Raw genomic sequence first — 16,622 nt, 5'->3', positions numbered from 1 at the left:
ACGCGAGATTGCGAAACTCGTTAGGTCTCCAATGCTCCTCATCTTTCCCCATGGTCGAGCAACCACGGACGCCTCTCCCCGTCTACCACACGGCATCTAAAACGTTTCCGCCAAAAAGATTTTTATCAATGTTACAAATCTCATCGTCTAGTTCTTGGGGCTTATCTACTGGGTGAACGCTGATAGATGGGTATGATTTCGTAAGACTTGCGAACGTATTTACATGAATATGGAAATTTGTCGTTTATTCCGATCTTTTTACGGGCAATAGCACACCGTGAACATATTGAATTGGGGAGTTGAAGCCGATGAAGAAAAATTTATTTTCATTTGTATTGGCAGGCGGTGTGTCAATCCTGTTGGCTGCCTGTTCTCCGGAAGATACGGATGAGGAAGATGAGTCGTTGGATAATGGTGAAGGCAATGGCGAAGCGGAAGAAACGGATAATGAGGAGGCAGAAGATGCAGAGGAGCCAGACGCGGTCGCCGAATTGTATGATCCAGACGAGGAATCGATAGGGACGGTAAGTTTTTATGAAACCGATGGCAACACACGAATCAGTGCAGAAGTTGAAAATCTCGATCAAGGTTTTCATGGTTTCCATATCCATGAAGAAGGGGTATGCGAACCTGATGCCGAAGAAGGGCCGTTTGAGACAGCGGAAGGCCATTATGCGCCGGAAGACAATGATCACGGGGAGCACGCCGGCGACTTGCCGCCACTTTATGTAAAAGAAGATGGAACAGCTGATATGTCGGTAGAAGTCGACCGCTTCGATCCTGATGAACTCGTTGAAGAAGAAACAGCCATGATCGTTCATGAGGATCCTGATAATTTCGCCAATATTCCGGATCGCTACACTTCCGATGAACAAGACGAAGGCGATTCCGGACCGGACGAAGATACGCTTGACACCGGAGACGCCGGAGACCGTGCTGCTTGTGCTGTCATTGAAGAAGCGTAAAAAGAAGCGATGGCTTTCGCTTCTTTTTTTTAAAATGAAATATAGGAAAAAATACTCATTTCAATACTTATTATGTTAAAATAGAACAATAGAATGGCCGAAATGAGTTGATGAAATGGCACGATCGAATTACATGCAATTGTTTATCGATGAAGGCCGGGAACATGTCCAAAATATGACCAACCATTTATTGGAGTTGGAAAAAAGCCCGGGCACACTCCCTATCGTTGAAGAAGTTTTCCGTTCTGCCCATACGTTAAAAGGAATGGCGGCAACGATGGAGTTTCACAATCTTAGCGAACTTACGCACACGATGGAAAATGTGTTGGATGCCCTTCGGAATGAAACGCTGGCGGCGACCTCCGAAACACTCGATCATGTCTTTGAGGCTGTAGATTTAGTGGAAGAAATGATTGACGATGTTGCCGAAGGCGGAAATGACAATAAAGATATTGCCGTCCATCTCGCTCTTTTGAAAGCCTTGACTTCCGATGACGGAAAAGAAGAAGGGGCGGTAACCGAGAAAGTCCAATCGCTATCCTATGATGAATTCGAGCAGACCGTATTGACCCAATCGGCAGAACAAGGGTACACGCCGTATGATATTACGGTTACTTTGGATCCATCCACCCTTTTGAAAGCGGCGCGGGTGCATATGGTATTCAATGGATTGGGGAACCATGGAGAGGTCATTAAAACCAGCCCGCCCGTGGAAGATTTGGAAGAGGAAAATTTTGAACATACGTTTAGACTAGCTTTTATATCGAAAAGAAGCATCGAAGAGTTGGAAGCAATCCTATACAAGGTGTCCGAGATCACTTCTGTACGTATTGAAACGATTACAGGTAAACGCATGCAGCGAAAGGAAACGTCTCAAGAAGAAACGGCAAACGATCCGACGACCTTCCCGGAAAAAAAAGAAACGAAGCGAATGATCAAGGTTGATATAGAACGTTTGGATAGGTTGATGAATTTGTTTGAGGAATGGGTCGTGGATCGGAGCCGATTGGAAAGGAATGCGCAAGCGTTGCAAAACCAATCGTTAACGGAAACGGTAGAGCGAATGAGCCGTATATCTGAAGAGTTGCAAACGGTTATTTTGAACATGCGCATGGTGCCCGTCGAACATGTTTTTAACCGTTTTCCGCGCATGGTTCGAAAAGTGTCCAAAGATCTTGGGAAAAAAGTGAAAATAGAAATCGAAGGGGAAAAAACGGAACTGGACCGTTCGATCATCGATGAAATCGGGGATCCACTCGTTCATTTGTTGAGAAACTCCATCGATCACGGAATTGAATTGCCCGAGACACGAATGGCCGCCGGTAAAAATGAAGCAGGAACGGTTCGCCTTAGCGCTTATCACAGCGGCAATCATGTATACATACAGGTCTCGGATGACGGGGCGGGCATCGATAAAGAAAAGCTCGTTAAAAAAGCAATAAGTCAAAGCATCATAACTGAATCAGATGCAAAAACGATGACGGATCCCGAGAAGTATGACTTATTGTTCTCGCCGGGTTTCAGTACGGCGGAAACAATTACGGATGTATCGGGAAGAGGGGTTGGCCTTGATGTTGTTCGGCAAACTTTTGAATCCTTAGGCGGTGTCGTCTCCGTTGATTCCGAACTTGGAAAAGGATCGTTTTTTTCTGTTCAGTTGCCATTGACGCTTTCCATTATTGAAGTTTTGCTCGTGCAAGTGAAAAAGGAAACCTATGGCATTCCCATCTCGGCAATTATGGAAACGGCGATTATAACGGAAGCGGAAGTCCGTGAAACGCACGACCGAAAGGTTATGGAATTCAGGGGACACATTATACCGCTGCTGTTTTTGCACGATGTGTTTCAAGCGCCAAATACGAAAGGGGCTCAACAAGGGGGAAAATTCCATTCCGTTGTCATTATAAATAAAGAAGACCGATATGTAGGGCTTGTGGTGGATCAATTTATCGGCCATCATGAAGTGGTGTTAAAGTCACTTGGATCTTTTTTACAGGATGTTTTTGCGATTTCGGGTGCAACCGTTGTAGGCGATGGAGAAGCAGCGTTAATTATTGACACAGATGCACTCGTTAAAAAATAAGAGGGAGTGGAAACGGTGACGAATACAGATACTGCTCAATGGAAAATCGTTATCTTTGAATTGAACGGACAAGAATATGGCCTGGAGATTACCCGCGTGCAGTCGATCGAACGTATGTTGCCAATTACTCATGTTCCCGGCGCCCATCGCCGGGACATTGCCGGCGTTGTGAATTTGCGGGGCAAAATGACACCTGTCATTGATCTCAGGCTTTGTCTTGGACTCGAGGCTTCCCCTTATGATAAACAGACGCGAATATTGGTGGTTGACGAAAACGAGGGTGCGATCGGTCTCATTGTTGATCGTGCGAACGACCTTTTGGATATTGCGGAAACGGATATAGAGGATGTATCTGTCGTACGTGGAGGTGAAACATATGCATTTGGCCAAAGTGTTGTGAAAATAGAACAGCGGATCATAACATTACTGGAAACCGATAAAGTGCTTCAATGACCTTGTTGACGGATGAAGTAATCCGAAGCAAGCACTGCCAGCCAAATAAGGGTTAATGGGATGAGGACGATGGATGCATCTTCAAAGTAGAAAGCAATGGCTATGAGTATGCCATTCAAGGCCCAAATATTATAGAACCAACCTGTGGTTAGGAGGCTGAAAAACAAAAAATAACTGATCAAGGAAAGCCCGAAAAACGAAACGGCCAACACTAGAAAGGGAATCTCATGCGTTCCTTCCATACCAAAGATGACCGTTCCCAGAGCCAGGCAGGCAATGATGATATAAAAAATCCGATCCCATGTTTTCATAAACGTCTTTCCTTTCCGGCCGAACAATGTTCGGACATATATCCCGCATTCTAACACATAAAGCCAAGCACCTTGTCCAAACTAACAAAAATGTTATTTATGGAAAGGGGCAAGTTTGTGAAGAAAAAATGGATGTTTTTAATTCTGCTATCTTTAATAAGCTATGGGATTGGATCGGGCGCAGTCCAAGCGGATCATGACGATGATCCTCCGTCCCTCCGCGGTGGAAGTGAAGAAGATGTTCGGAACCCGGACCCTGTTTCCATTATGGAGTTGCAAATGCAATTTCCAGGGGTTGTGTTTTTCCAAGGGGATCCGGCGAGTAATCAGATTGCGCTTACGTTTGACGATGGCCCTGATCCTCGTTTTACCGAGCCTATTCTTGACACTTTGCAATTCCATGATGTCCCGGCCACTTTTTTTGTGATGGGGGCACGGGCGGAAACTTATCCGGAATTTTTAGAGCGGATGGATGAGGAAGGGCATGATGTTGGCAACCATACTTTTTGGCATCCGAATCTGGCTGAGGAAAGCGTGGAGCAAATGGAATGGGAAGTGGAACAGACGGAGGAGGTCGTCGAAGATGTGATTGGCTATCGGCCGCGTCTGTTTCGCCCGCCGTATGGCAATGTGACCGTAGAGCAAACCGAAAGGCTCGCGGCACTGGATAACGTGGTCATCGGCTGGTCCGTTGATTCAATGGATTGGGAACAAATCCCCGCTGGTGAAATTGTCGAAAACGTCCTTGATCACACCGGCGGGGGTGACATCATGCTCATGCACGACGGCGGCGATTGGACACAGGAGATCCAGACGCCCGAAGCGTTAAATGACGTTATTACCGAGTTGCAAGAACAAGGATATGAATTCGTAACGGTATCGACGATGTTTGACATTCCGAGGGAAAAATGAAAGCATAAAGACCGGTTGCATACAGGGACTGGTCTTTTCTTATTTTGTTCATATACGATCGCCTAAAATTCATGTATGATTAAAACAGAATTGAAAGTAAAAACAGGGGATGAAGACGTGAGACCGTATAATAACGAAAAGCAATACGACATCAATATGATGTTCGTGCTGTTCATTTTTGCTGTCGTGAGTTGTTTTTATGTCTTTTTGGCTCAACAACAAGAGCAATATGATACAAATTTTGTCATCATGCAAATCGCATTTTATATTATTTCATTTCTTATCGCGTTTGTTGTATTACACTTTGATTTTGAGTACTATTTGAATTTGCACTGGATCTTTTACGGTTTTGGGATATTTATGTTAATCGTATTGGTGCTTGCGCCTGATAGTATCGCTCCGGAAACAGAGGGGGCGACAAGGTGGTTTAACATTGGTCCGATTAACCTTCAACCATCGGAGTTTATGAAAGTGTTTGTCATTATCACCCTTAGTTCGGTTATTTATCGGCATAACAATATGTTCACGCCTAAAGAGTTCCGGTCGGACATATGGTTGCTTGCGAAAATGGGAGCCGTTATTTTGCCTCCGATTATTTTATTATATTTTCAGCCGGACATGGGCATGATCATGATGATGGTCGCGATCGCTATCGGATTAACCCTGGTGTCAGGGATTTCCTACAAGCTGCTTTCCGTTTTGTATGGAGTGCCCGCGTTTTTGTTTGGCTCCTTTATCGTTGCTTATTTCCGCTTTCCGGAGGTTGTGCAACGGCTATTGTTTGACCATATGAGAGATTACCAGGTCAATCGTTTTCACGGGTGGCTGCAGCCGCTGGAATATTCGGATGACGGTTTTCAAGTGGCACAAGCGATGACCGCGATCGGTTCGGGCGGGCTGACCGGCAGTTCCGAACACAATGTCTATTTTCCCGAGGCCCACACGGATTTAATTTTTGCCGTTATCGGGATGGAGACCGGATTTATCGGAACCGCGATTGTGATCACCCTTTATTTTATTTTGTTCTATCAAATTATGATGACAGCCATCCGCAGCCATCATAGTTTTGGCACATATATCTGCGCGGGAGTCATTGCCCTTTTTACGTTCCAAGTATTTCAAAACATTGGCATGAACATTGGTTTATTGCCTGTTACCGGGTTTACGTTGCCGCTCATAAGCTACGGGGGAAGCTCGCTGTTAAGTTCATTGCTGGCGCTAGGTCTTGTTCTCGGCGTTCGGTATCATTCGAAATCGTATTTCTTTGAGGAAGAATGAAGGGAGCGCTCCGAGCGGTAGGCAAGAGAAAGGAAAGGACAATGAGGTCGAACTTCCAGGAGTTCGACCTCTAATACGTTATTCAGGACGGGGCTGTTCCGGGTAGTCTCCTCCCTCCGGTTTAACCGGCGGTTTTCGAAGCAGGCACATCAGACCTGCAATAATGAAGAGAGCTGCGTACAAGAAACTGAATCCAACGGTTAATAACAACAGTCCTCCTCCGGCCACTAAGAACAGAATGCCGGCTGTTTTGGCATTGCGGTTTAGTTTTACGAGGGCGATAATGCCTAAAACCAAACCGATGGCATGGACGGCAAGAAACCACCAACCCGCACTCGATACAACACCTAAAACCATCGCTGAAAGTTCTTCCGCTTCTTGAGCCGGTATATTCGGGTCATTTGCAAGCTCTTGTTCGATCATATTGGTCATTTGGGTGAGGTCGGCTTGTTGCACACCTATCACCGTGAACATAACAAGAAAAAATGCAAGAAATGTAATGACAACACCAATAATTCCCAACACCATTTCACCTGTACGTTTCAACGCTTTAAATCCTCCTTTTAACGGCAAGGGTTGTGCAGGTATATTATACCCGCAGCTTTCTGTTGCTAATCGTGAAATCACGTTCATAAAAACAGAGGTTTAAAATCTCGCGGGAACGTAAATATATAAAGTAGAACAAATTGAATGAAGAAGGAGACGTAGATGTACAATGGCAGACAAAGTTTTTACAACAAAAGCTACTGTAACCGGCGGAGGAAGAGAAGGGCACGTAAAATCAGATAATGGGGTTATCGATGTTGACCTGTCGATGCCCAGCGGTGATAATATCCCATCCGATTCGTCCAACCCTGAGCAATTATTCGCTTCCGGTTATGCGTCATGTTTTGATGGAGCGTTTAATTTAATGGCAAGCAAAAGCAATGAAGATGTGGAAACGGAAACGGAAGCAGCCGTAACCTTGTTGAAAGATCCAAGCGATGATGGTTTTCAACTTGGGGTGGAATTGAATGTATCCGTGAAGGGTGTGGATCAGGCCAAAGCTGAAGAATTAATTGAAAAAGCACATGAATTTTGCCCTTATTCCAAAGCAACAAGAGGCAACATTGACGTATCGTTGAATGTAACGGCAAAATAATACCGGAAAGCGCCCGTTGTTGGATTTTCCTGCTCGGGCGCTTCTATTGCATATGACTAATATACCGAATATCAACTCTCTTCTATAGGCTTTCGTCCCTATTTTTGAGCCGATGACTTGATAATATTGAGAGGGTAGTATACGTTTAAGAGAGAAAAAAACTTGCCATCCATCAGCTAATTTATAAAAGGGGGTTTTTTCAATTAATGTAGGGAATATAGAAAAAACATCGGTTTGGCTGCTTGAATCCATACGCCTGAACAACGTAAGGAAACCAGAGATTCAATGCAACATATGTAAAAAAAACATCAAAAACAAATATTTAAAATTAGGCACACGCAGAGGTTGCTACTACTGTTTATTGAAATTTTTGAATCACACCAAGTTTGACCGTTATCGGGAGAGGGTGAACGCTGACCCTAAGACCCCCGGTATTGATACGGTCCAGTTAATGGCTGATTTACGGTTTATTATTCAAAAACGTTCGATTGCAGGCCTTGTTCGCGACGAGCGGCAGAAGGAAGAAGATGAGGAAGTCCAGCAACTTGTTGAACAGTACAAACAAGTGGAGTAAGCAGGCATAGGGTGTTGGGAGATGCGAGATATCTCTTAAGGCTTAGGAGAGAGGAGAGTCGTTTATGAAGGTGGTGTGGCATGGTGTGTTGCTACTCACCGGTTTGTTGCTCTCGGTTTCTTGTTTTCATGAATCGGATGTTTCTCATTCGAATGATGTGGATGACGACTCGGGTGACCAGCATGCGGAAGATACAGACGTTGATCATGAAGAGAGCGCGTCAGCTGACAGCAGCAGTGAAGAAATGTTGCAATCATTTATCTTTCATTACTTTGAGGCGGTCAATAGCGGGGACGAAGAAGAAATTGAGCTAATGAGCCAGCTTAGAAGTGACGAAAATGACATCCAAAATATTTTAGAACAATTCGATAATTTCCAAATAGAAAGCATTAATATTAAAACCATGGAACAGGAACAAGCATCCCCTCTTCAACATTTTTATGAACATGATATCGAAGAAGCAGAGGCGGCAAGCGTCCTCTTGGAAGGGCACTTTCAAGGAGAGGAAGGGGATAGATATGGAAACGGGGATGTGGTGATCCGCAATGACTTATTAGTAAATGAACAGGGGGAAAACTCGGAAGTAATTGACAGTTTCATTCATACGCCGGTATCTCCCGAGCAATCAGCAACTGCGCAGGGTGGTCTGCTTTTTACACCGGAGGCTTTTGTGGCAGAATACTATAATAGACTAGAAAACGAAAATTATGAGCAACTTTTCGAGTTGTTTTCTGAAGAATACCGGCAAGATGAACTGCAAATGACTGCCGATCAATACGTGGAATTATTAGCCGAGGGAGAAGCCCAATTTCAAGACGTACATGTCACGATGGGTGAATTGTATGAGGAAGAGATTCAGGAAGTCGTTCCGGATTTATTGGCATACACGACAGACAACGATGATTATATCGTGCGTGCCCAATATCGTCCTGGTTCCGACGAGCGCTTGTTTACCGAAGATGTTCTCGTCTCCGAGATCGGCGGCGAATGGCGGATTTCCATGATTCATCGTTATGAGTGAATGGTCAAAAAGCATTGTTCCTGGTCAGTAGGCGCAATGCTTTTTGTGTTGAAAAAAGAGGATGAAGTGGCTGATATCGTTTGTTTCGGCTAATAAACGCTGCTGCGAAACATCCCCCCGGCACACCGTAGTGAATCGGGGTATTCGTGTTATTGCCACGTTTCCATTAGTAGATCAACTTGAGAACTAAGCATGGCAAACGTGTTTTCCGAGATCGATCTTTTGTCCAATTGTTGATCAAGCAAGTCCTGGAATCCCCCCATATGATTGACAAATTTATCCCCGTCTCCTTGATCTTCGTAATGGGTTAGCGCTGTCATATGAAGCGATAGTGCATGAGCGGCCTCGTTATCATCAACAGACTGTTCGATCAGTTCCTGTGTGGCGTTGGTGGTTGCCTCAATAGAGATAACAGGGCTTTGGGCATAATCGACTTGCCCTTCTTGATTGGCATAACCGACGAGGACATAGTCTCCGCCCGGCAATGGATCTCCGACGATGGTGCCGTCCCAAGTGCCGGTATATTCACCCGTTGACACCTCCGTGTCAACTTCGGCCAATCCCACATATTCGAAAGGTTCTGCTTGGTATACCAAAAGGCCGAATTCCTCGGCTCCGCCCGGAAGATAAGCGGTGTAGCCAAAGCCGCCCTCGTCATTTTCGTCAACGCCGAGTTCAGTGATGCGAGGGTAATCGGGCTCGTCCACGAATAGAATCGTCGGTACTTCAATCGTCTCATTCATGCTGTCTACGGTAATCGTCCCCTCGTAATAATCGTCTTCCAATTGATCAGGATCGACTTGAATATTAACGCGAATCTCTTCGGATTCTCCCGGGTTCAAAGCAACATCGCTGCTCGTCAACACATCAATTCCATCCGGGTTGGCGTCAAAATTGATATCAAAAGCGTAGGGCTGGCGTTCGTCCGAACGATTTTGAATCGTATAGGAGCTGCGCTCGGATTGTACCCCGTCTTCTTCAGCAAATGTGCCGAAAGAATGGCTTCCCGGTGTGACTACCGTGTTGGATTCAATCGCATCGGGAACCCGGATGCTTCCAGCTCCTTGCGTGTTGTACGGGTAAATGTCGCCATCGGGGTCATGTAACGTCTCGGACGTATTCATGAGAAGCCCTTTTAATTCTTCCACTTCCGCATCGGGATCCGATTCCATCAGAACGGCTGTAGCTCCGGCAACGTGAGGTGCCGCCATGCTTGTCCCTTGCAAGGAAGCATATCCGTACGGGTCATCCTCTTCATGGGTTGGAATTGTGCTGATAATATCCACGCCGGGGGCAGTCACATCCGGCTTAATCATCCACGTGTCCATTACCGGCCCGCGTGAAGAAAAATCGGCAATCGTCTCATCGACTTCCCGTTCAAACGCCAGGTTAAAAGAAACCATGTTGTCCCCCTGTTCCAGTGCCGACTGCATTTGTTGGCCGTCCTCAAGCGAGAGCATCATCGTTGGCAAAGGCAGGCCAGGAACTAAAGGTTGTTCCTCATCTTCGATGTTGTTAAAAATAATCGTGCCAACCGCGCCCGCTTCTTCAGCATTTTCCACTTTTTCCACATATGGAATATCACCGCGAACCATGAGCGCGATCTGACCTTCAAGATCTTCACCCTCAAAATCTTCCGGGTGTCCCTGACCGGCATCTACGAATTCATATTCTGCCCTGTCAAGCGCTAACAAATCCAGCTCATTCGGGTATCCCATAACCTCTGCGGAAAGATACTCATTATCGGTTTCTATCTCTGCACTGTACTCGCTGTAAGGTAGCTCTGAAGCTCCAACGGAGATGGCATCTCTTGATGTGCCGGGGGAGCCGACCGTCCAATTGTCCGGTCCGGCGTTTCCATTGGAGGTGACCGCAGCTACGCCCTCTTCCATCGCCCAATCCAACGCGATGCTCGTCGCGTAATCAGGGTCGTTTAACGTATTCCCAAGCGAGAGGTTCATGACATCAGTGCCATCGATAACCGCTTGCTCAATACCGGCGATGACATCGATGTTTGTGCCGGAGCCGCCGGGTCCTAATACTCGATAGGCGAGCAACTCGGCATCCGGCGCTACACCAACAGCTAAGCCATCAGCCGCAACAGTTCCGGCTACATGCGTGCCGTGGTTCGTCTCTCCCCCACGCGGATCGCCCGGAGGCGTTTCCTGTGGATCGTCGGTGTTATCCACAAAGTCATAGCCTTTATAATCATCAAACGCGTGTTCAAGATCGGGGTGGGTATAATCGACACCGGTATCAATAATTGCAACTGTCGATCCTTCTCCGGTGTACCCTAAGTCCCAGGCCTCATCAGCTCCGATAAACGGGCCGCTGTCCAACATGAGCGGGTCCATTTCTTCTTCCTGAATGAGCAAAGGTTCTCCGATGTCGGTCGTCTCGTATTCCACCTCGGGATAAATGGCTTTTACATCTTCTACTGTTAAAAGATTGGGAATTTCATCTTCCGGCACATCAAGGGAAAAGCCAGAAAAGACATGCCGGTAAGTATGACCGACTTCATAATCGGCAGCAAATGTCTCAATCTCGGAAAGCACTTGTGTTTGTTGGCTTTCAATCGTGTCTTCGGACTGGGAGAAACCCATGTGTTTGGCTTCTGCCACCGATTCTTCTTCCAACTCGACGATAACGGTGGCATCATCTGAAGAGGAGAAATCATGCTCCCCATAGAGTTCCGCTGTGGGCTCATCCTCTTCGGCCAATGAAGCGTTCGGAAAAGCTCCCGACACTAATAGAATGACCACGCTGAAAATTGCAATAGAACGACTTTTGTCAAACATACAATACCTCCTATGCACGTAGCGTTTTCCTGGCTCGTTCTTCGACCCTCCTTTTAAGTATTTATTACTAGATTCTTGGACCTAATGAATTTTCCTGCATAATTAGACAAATCAGGAGGTATTTCCTTATTTTACCGAAAAATAGAGAGGGATCTTTAGCTATATATAAAAGCTCTTCCTTCTTCAGCGTCCAATTGAAAAGATTTCTCAATAAACATTGACCGTAGTAGTAAAAATGATATAATTGATAATGAATCTCATTATCGGGATGACATACAGAAGCTTAAGCATGAAAAAGGGGGCAATGGCACTTATCAGAGTTGCTGCTGTTGAATGATTTATGAGAATAAAATACTTACTGCCACTGCTCATTGTATTATCGATCACATCTCTATTTATCGGCGTTCAGGAGATATCCCCGGCCGACATTTTTAACCTTCAAGACGAACAGATACAAACCATCCTTATCAGCCGGATCCCCCGATTGATGAGTATTATTATTGTCGGAGTAAGCTTGAGTGTTTGCGGGCTGATCATGCAGCAGCTCACACAGAACAAATTTGTTTCTCCCACGACTGCCGGAACGATGGATTGGGCGCGGCTTGGCATTCTCGTCGCCATCCTCTTGTTCTCGCAAGCGGGTACGTTGGAGCGAATGTTCGTTGCCATGTTGTTTGCCCTCGGCGGCACATTCCTTTTCATGAAGATTTTGGAACGCATTCGCTATAAAAATGTGATTTTCGTCCCGCTTGTCGGCTTAATGCTCGGAAGCGTTGTAGAAGCGATTACGACATTTTTTGCCTATCAATATGATTTGATGCAAAGCCTTTCCTCCTGGATGCAAGGAAGCTTTTCGCTTGTCGTCAGGGGAAATTATGAGATTTTATATATCGGCATTCCGCTTGTGATTATTGCCTTTTTATTCGCCAACCGCTTTACGGTTGCCGGGATGGGCCGGGATTTTTCAGCCAATTTGGGGATGAACTACAATCGGATTATGAACGCAGGGCTATTCATCGTAGCGATGATAACGGCAACGGTTGTCGTTACGATCGGCTCCATTCCGTTCTTGGGGTTGATCATTCCGAATATCGTTTCGATCATGAAAGGCGACAATCTAAAAAACAGCCTTCCACATACGGCTTTATTTGGAGCCATCTTTTTATTGGCCTGCGATATATTGGGAAGGGTCATTATCTATCCGTATGAGGTGCCGATCGGGCTTATGGTGGGTATCATTGGCAGCGCCATATTTCTTTACCTTCTCTTAAGGAGAAACGCTCATGCAGGCTAGATGGATCTTTACCTTACTTATTGCTGTCTCCGTCATACTGACTATTACGTATATGTTTATCGGCCTTAGCCCTGAAGGCTGGGATTACGCACTCCCTAGAAGAGGGAGGAGTGTAACAGCGATTATCATTGTCGGCGCAGCCATCGCGTTTTCGACCATGATCTTCCAAACGATTACCAATAACCGGATTTTAACTCCGAGTATTATCGGATTGGATTCGCTGTATGTGCTCGTACAAACTTCTTTGATCTTTTTTGCCGGCACAGCCGGGTTTGCATCATTTGGCCAAGGCACAAATTTTATCGTTTCGATTATCGTCATGGTTTTCTTCGCCCTCGTGTTATACGCGCTATTATTTCGAGGCGAACAACAGAACATTTACTTTCTTTTGCTTGTCGGAATTGTATTCGGAACGCTATTTTCAAGTTTGTCCACGTTTATGCAAGTCCTGATTGACCCGAATGAATTTTTAACGATCCAGAACCAGATGTTTGCAAGCTTTAGCAACATTAATGAGGATCTTCTATGGCTTTCCATTGTGATTCTCATCCTTACGACGGTCTATGTGTGGCCGTACCTTAAATACTTGGATGCTCTCTCTCTCGGCAGGGATCAGGCGGTTAATCTGGGGGTTCCTTACGATCGTGTGATACGCAGATACCTGATTGTTATAGCGATCATGGTCTCGGTGTCAACCGCGCTTGTCGGTCCCATTATGTTTCTGGGATTACTCGTGGTGAACGTAGCCAGAGAGATCGTTCGGTCGTTTAAACATACGCACTTAATTAATGCTTCGATTCTCGTCAGTGTTATCGCCCTCGTCGGCGGAACGCTAGTCGTTGAACGGATGTTTAACTATGCGGTGCCACTCAGTGTCATCATTAATTTCATCGGTGGAACCTATTTCATTTACCTGTTGTTAAGGGGGACCAAAAAATGAGCATGAAAATGTTGGAGAGGGAAGAAAAGTCGGCTGTAAAAAATGAGTACGTGCTTGAAGCAAGAAATCTAACGAAAATATACGATGGAAAAAGAGTGGTGGATGATGTCTCGGTTCAAGTAAAAAAAGGAACGATTACATCTTTCATTGGCCCGAACGGCGCTGGTAAAAGCACGCTCATTGGGATGATTAGCCGTTTGATCAAAAAAGACGAAGGCGATGTATTTTTTGACGGCAAGAACATTAATAACTTTAAAAGCAACGAACTGGCGAAAAAAATATCGATTTTAAAACAATCCAACGATATTAATATTCGCTTAACGATCCGGGAGCTCGTAAGTTTTGGCCGTTTTCCCTATTCCCAAAACAGGTTAACGAAAGAAGATTGGATGCACGTAGATGACGCCATTGACTACATGGCGCTTAGGGACATCCAGGGTAAATTCCTCGATCAACTGAGCGGGGGGCAAAGGCAAAGGGCCTATATCGCCATGGTCCTCGCCCAAAACACGGATTATATTATTTTGGATGAGCCGCTCAACAATTTAGATATGAAGCATTCGGTCCAGATCATGAAAACATTGCGTAGCTTGGTCGACGATTTAGGCAAAACAATCATGATCGTCGTCCACGACATTAATTTTGCTTCCTGTTATTCCGATGAGATCGTTGCCTTGAAAGATGGGGAGCTCGTAAAAAAAGGACATTGCCACGACATTATTAATCGGGATACGTTGCGCGAGATTTATGACATGGAGATTGACATTGAAGAAGTGAATTGTAATCGAATTTGTGTTTATTTTACCTAGCAGAAGTGAGTTTGATGAGAAAGCGGCTATCTCCGAATATGGAGTAGTCGTTTTTTCATGACGAAACAAGGTTGTGTTAAGCTATTGAAAGACAGAGTTTGGGAGGAGGGCATTGATGAGTCTGTTAGTCGCGAACGATCTCAGAAAAACATTTGGGGATAAAACGTTATTGGACGATGTATCTTTTGTCATCGAACCGAAACAACGAATCGGATTAATCGGCGCAAATGGGACAGGGAAATCAACGTTGCTGCACGTCCTCGCCGGAACGGAAGGGGTTGAAAAAGGGGAAATTCGCCACGCGAATGCTTTTTCCATTTCTTATGTGGAGCAAGAGCCGGTGCTGGAAGGGGAGCAATCGATCCTCGAAGCGGTTTATGAGGGGGAAGCTCCGGTAATGCGCGCCCTTCATGATTATGATAAAGCCCTCCGCCGTTTCCAGGAAAACCCCGGGGATGAAAAGGCCGAAAAAAATCTATATGACGCGCAGGCCATGATGGATGCGCACGATGCTTGGGAAGCGGAAACATCGGCAAAGACTGTCTTGTCGAAATTAGGATTAAGCAATTATCATGCGAAGGTCGGTGAACTATCCGGCGGTCAGGAGAAACGGGTAGCCCTTGCAAAAGCACTCATTCAACCTGCGGACCTTCTTATTCTCGATGAGCCGACGAACCATCTCGATGCGTCCTCGATCGCTTGGCTGGAATCTTACTTAACGGCTTATCAAGGTGCGCTATTGCTCGTCACCCACGATCGTTATTTTTTAAATCGGGTCACCGAGGCGATATTTGAGCTTGAACATGGAAACCTTCATTATTATGAAGGGAACTATGAAACGTATCTTGAAAAGAAAGCAGAACGGGAAGCCCAGGCTGAGCAAGAAGAAGAAAAACGCCAGAATACGTTGCGAAGGGAAATGGCCTGGTTAAAGCGGATGCCGAAGGCCCGGGGGACGAAGCAAAAGGCACGTGTCGACCGGGTGGAAGCGTTAAAAGCCGATGCTCCCGAGCAAAGAGAAGGCACACTGGATTTTGTGTCCGATTCGAAAAGACTCGGAAAGAAAGTTATTGAAGCGACGGATATTTCGAAATGGTATGGCGATCAAAAAATTCTCGACGGCATAAGTATGCGCATAGATCGCGGGGCTCGCATAGGGATAACCGGTGAAAACGGAACGGGAAAAAGTACGTTTTTACATATCCTGGCCGGACGTTTGCAAGCCGACAGCGGTGTTGTCGATATCGGCGAGACGGTTCGCGTCGGTTATTTTACGCAAGGTGAAACAGATATTGACGATTCGTTGCGCGTGCTTGAATATATTCGCGAAGGCGCTGAAGTGATTACAACGAAAGATGGGGCTACAATTACGGCCGAGCAAATGCTTGAGCGCTTTTTATTTCCCCGCTCTCAACAATGGACGTATGTCAGCCGACTTTCCGGAGGGGAACGCCGCCGTCTGTATTTGCTGCGCATATTGATGGAAGAGCCGAATGTTTTGTTTTTGGATGAACCGACGAATAACCTTGACATCCCTACGCTTCGTTTGCTCGAAGACTATTTGGCCCAATTCCCCGGCGCGGTTGTCAGTGTCTCCCACGACCGTTATTTTCTTGATCGGGTTGCCGAACGATTGCTCATATTTGAATCTAATGGCCGTATCGAGCGGTTTCACGGTCGTTTTGAAGAATATTTGGAGCAACAAGAAGCGGCGAAAACGGATAAAAAGGCGGTCAAAAAAGAACCAAGGCGCCGACCGAGAAAAAAGGTTTCCTACAAGGATCAACAAGAGTGGAAAACAATTGAAGATACCATCGACCAGCTGGAGCAAGAACAAGCGGAATTGGAAAAGGAAATGGCACAGGCTGGAAGCGATTCAGCGCGTATCCAGGAACTGCTGAAAGACCAGGAAACGGTGGCCAATGAATTGGAAGAAGCCATGGAACGCTGGACAGAACTTGCAGCGGTGATGGAAGAAAGTGGTCAGGAAAAATAAGCGCCGGAAGACTTCAAAGCATGAAAAAGAATGGATGTTAAGCTATA

The 16,622-nt window shown here is 45.8% G+C and carries 15 protein-coding genes; 12 read left to right on the top strand and 3 right to left on the bottom strand.

Annotation, left to right across the window (positions count from 1 at the left end; genetic code table 11):
- The first annotated feature begins 308 nt into the window (after positions 1 to 308).
- The 3 genes from EPH95_RS07365 (at position 309) to EPH95_RS07355 (ending at position 3,501) form a co-directional block, all read left to right on the top strand.
- Entirely contained in the window at positions 309 to 965 is a 657-nt protein-coding gene (locus EPH95_RS07365; RefSeq protein WP_142088692.1) for a superoxide dismutase family protein, read from the top strand.
- 115 nt (positions 966 to 1,080) lie between these two features.
- Complete coding sequence (locus EPH95_RS07360; protein ID WP_142088689.1) at positions 1,081 to 3,048, top strand: chemotaxis protein CheA; 1,968 nt, start codon at positions 1,081 to 1,083, stop codon at positions 3,046 to 3,048.
- Between the two features lie 15 nt (positions 3,049 to 3,063).
- On the top strand, positions 3,064 to 3,501 hold the full coding sequence (locus EPH95_RS07355; RefSeq protein WP_160141674.1) for a chemotaxis protein CheW: 438 nt from the start codon (positions 3,064 to 3,066) through the stop codon (positions 3,499 to 3,501).
- Here EPH95_RS07355 and EPH95_RS07350 read toward each other — a convergent pair.
- Positions 3,495 to 3,812, bottom strand: coding sequence for a hypothetical protein (locus EPH95_RS07350; RefSeq protein ID WP_142088684.1), 318 nt, complete (start codon positions 3,810 to 3,812; stop codon positions 3,495 to 3,497). The genes EPH95_RS07355 and EPH95_RS07350 overlap by 7 nt on opposite strands.
- A gap of 117 nt (positions 3,813 to 3,929) precedes the next feature.
- Between EPH95_RS07350 and EPH95_RS07345 the strand changes: the two genes are divergently transcribed.
- The gene (locus EPH95_RS07345; protein WP_227004089.1) at positions 3,930 to 4,724 is read left to right on the top strand and encodes a polysaccharide deacetylase family protein; all 795 of its coding nucleotides are present in this window, start codon (positions 3,930 to 3,932) and stop codon (positions 4,722 to 4,724) included.
- Between the two features lie 75 nt (positions 4,725 to 4,799).
- Positions 4,800 to 6,002, top strand: coding sequence for an FtsW/RodA/SpoVE family cell cycle protein (locus EPH95_RS07340; RefSeq protein ID WP_142088682.1), 1,203 nt, complete (start codon positions 4,800 to 4,802; stop codon positions 6,000 to 6,002).
- Between the two features lie 78 nt (positions 6,003 to 6,080).
- On the opposite strand, the gene EPH95_RS07335 is transcribed toward EPH95_RS07340, so the two are convergent.
- Positions 6,081 to 6,548, bottom strand: coding sequence for a DUF4064 domain-containing protein (locus EPH95_RS07335; protein WP_160141673.1), 468 nt, complete (start codon positions 6,546 to 6,548; stop codon positions 6,081 to 6,083).
- Positions 6,549 to 6,717: 169 nt separating this feature from the next.
- On the opposite strand from EPH95_RS07335, the gene EPH95_RS07330 reads away from it, so the two are divergent.
- The 3 genes from EPH95_RS07330 (at position 6,718) to EPH95_RS07320 (ending at position 8,738) form a co-directional block, all read left to right on the top strand.
- Positions 6,718 to 7,143 carry an organic hydroperoxide resistance protein gene (locus EPH95_RS07330; protein WP_142088677.1) on the top strand — a complete coding sequence of 142 codons (426 nt, stop codon included), beginning with the start codon at positions 6,718 to 6,720 and terminating at the stop codon, positions 7,141 to 7,143.
- A gap of 361 nt (positions 7,144 to 7,504) precedes the next feature.
- Entirely contained in the window at positions 7,505 to 7,717 is a 213-nt protein-coding gene (locus EPH95_RS07325; protein ID WP_142088675.1) for a hypothetical protein, read from the top strand.
- 64 nt (positions 7,718 to 7,781) lie between these two features.
- Positions 7,782 to 8,738 (top strand): nuclear transport factor 2 family protein, encoded by a 957-nt coding sequence (locus EPH95_RS07320; protein WP_142088673.1) that lies wholly within the window; start codon positions 7,782 to 7,784, stop codon positions 8,736 to 8,738.
- Between the two features lie 149 nt (positions 8,739 to 8,887).
- Here EPH95_RS07320 and EPH95_RS07315 read toward each other — a convergent pair whose 3' ends face one another.
- Positions 8,888 to 11,536 (bottom strand): S8 family serine peptidase, encoded by a 2,649-nt coding sequence (locus EPH95_RS07315; protein WP_142088671.1) that lies wholly within the window; start codon positions 11,534 to 11,536, stop codon positions 8,888 to 8,890.
- A gap of 340 nt (positions 11,537 to 11,876) precedes the next feature.
- Here EPH95_RS07315 and EPH95_RS07310 point away from each other — a divergent pair, with 340 nt between their 5' ends.
- The 4 genes from EPH95_RS07310 (at position 11,877) to abc-f (ending at position 16,575) form a co-directional block, all read left to right on the top strand.
- Complete coding sequence (locus EPH95_RS07310; RefSeq protein ID WP_142088669.1) at positions 11,877 to 12,830, top strand: ABC transporter permease; 954 nt, start codon at positions 11,877 to 11,879, stop codon at positions 12,828 to 12,830.
- A complete protein-coding gene (locus tag EPH95_RS07305; protein WP_142088667.1) occupies positions 12,820 to 13,770 on the top strand; it encodes an iron chelate uptake ABC transporter family permease subunit in 951 nt (316 codons plus the stop codon). Before EPH95_RS07310 ends, EPH95_RS07305 begins: the two co-directional genes overlap by 11 nt.
- A 50-nt stretch (positions 13,771 to 13,820) precedes the next feature.
- Positions 13,821 to 14,579: an iron ABC transporter ATP-binding protein gene (locus tag EPH95_RS07300; RefSeq protein ID WP_142091527.1), complete on the top strand. Its 759-nt coding sequence runs from the start codon at positions 13,821 to 13,823 to the stop codon at positions 14,577 to 14,579.
- A gap of 115 nt (positions 14,580 to 14,694) precedes the next feature.
- Positions 14,695 to 16,575 (top strand): ribosomal protection-like ABC-F family protein, encoded by a 1,881-nt coding sequence (abc-f, locus tag EPH95_RS07295; protein WP_142088665.1) that lies wholly within the window; start codon positions 14,695 to 14,697, stop codon positions 16,573 to 16,575.
- The last annotated feature ends 47 nt before the right edge of the window (positions 16,576 to 16,622 follow it).

This window comes from Salicibibacter halophilus (genome assembly GCF_006740705.1).
GTDB classification, from domain to species: domain Bacteria; phylum Bacillota; class Bacilli; order Bacillales; family Marinococcaceae; genus Salicibibacter; species Salicibibacter halophilus.
The sequence above is the reverse complement of the archived record's forward strand: the minus strand, read 5'-3'. Positions and strand labels throughout refer to the sequence as shown.